1 protein-coding gene is annotated in these 1,117 nt (G+C 47.2%); it reads right to left on the minus strand.

The window, feature by feature from the left end; all coding sequences use genetic code 11:
• Window positions 1-1,117 (minus strand): elongation factor Tu (tuf, locus tag R7O03_RS22610; RefSeq protein ID WP_318132069.1); only part of this gene is annotated, 1,117 nt, incomplete at both ends.

Genomic DNA, 1,117 nt, shown 5'->3' on the forward strand with positions numbered 1-1,117 from the left:
AGACCTTCGTCCATTGCGATTGGTGCGATTAGCTCTACAGTCATCTGTACGTTGTCGCCTGGCATTACCATTTCTACGCCGTCTGGTAGCTGGATGTCACCAGTTACGTCAGTTGTACGGAAGTAGAATTGTGGACGGTAGCCTTTGAAGAATGGAGTGTGACGACCACCTTCATCTTTAGACAGTACGTATACTTCTGATTCGAACTTAGTGTGTGGAGTGATTGAACCAGGCTTAGCTAGTACTTGACCACGTTCAACTTCGTCACGCTTAGTACCACGTAGAAGTGCACCAACGTTCTCACCTGCACGGCCTTCGTCTAGAAGCTTACGGAACATCTCAACACCAGTACATGTAGTTGTAGTAGTGTCTTTGATACCTACGATAGCAACTTCGTCACCTACAGTTAGGATACCACGCTCGATACGGCCAGTTACTACTGTACCACGACCTTGGATTGAGAATACGTCTTCGATAGGCATTAGGAATGGCTGATCTACCGCACGCTCTGGCTCAGGGATGTAAGTATCTAGAGCTTCTGCTAGTTCAACGATTTTCGCTTCCCACTGCTCTTCGCCGTTTAGTGCGCCTAGTGCAGAACCTTGGATAACTGGTAGGTCATCACCTGGGAAATCGTATTCAGATAGAAGTTCACGAACTTCCATTTCTACTAGTTCTAGTAGCTCTTCATCGTCAACCATGTCACATTTGTTCATGAATACGATGATGTATGGGATACCAACCTGACGGCCTAGTAGGATGTGCTCACGAGTTTGTGGCATTGGGCCATCTGTCGCAGCAACAACTAGGATACCACCGTCCATCTGTGCAGCACCAGTGATCATGTTTTTAACATAGTCAGCGTGTCCTGGACAGTCAACGTGTGCGTAGTGGCGTGATGGAGTGTCGTACTCAACGTGAGAAGTTGCGATTGTGATACCGCGCTCACGCTCTTCTGGAGCGTTATCGATAGATGCGAAGTCTTTAGCTACACCGCCGTAAACTTTAGCAAGAGTAGTACAGATAGCTGCAGTTAGAGTTGTTTTACCGTGGTCAACGTGGCCGATAGTACCAACGTTAACGTGCGGTTTCGTACGTTCAAATTTTTCTTTAGACA

The organism is Vibrio sp. Vb2960, from assembly GCF_033337665.1.
Classification (GTDB): Bacteria; Pseudomonadota; Gammaproteobacteria; order Enterobacterales; family Vibrionaceae; genus Vibrio; species Vibrio alginolyticus.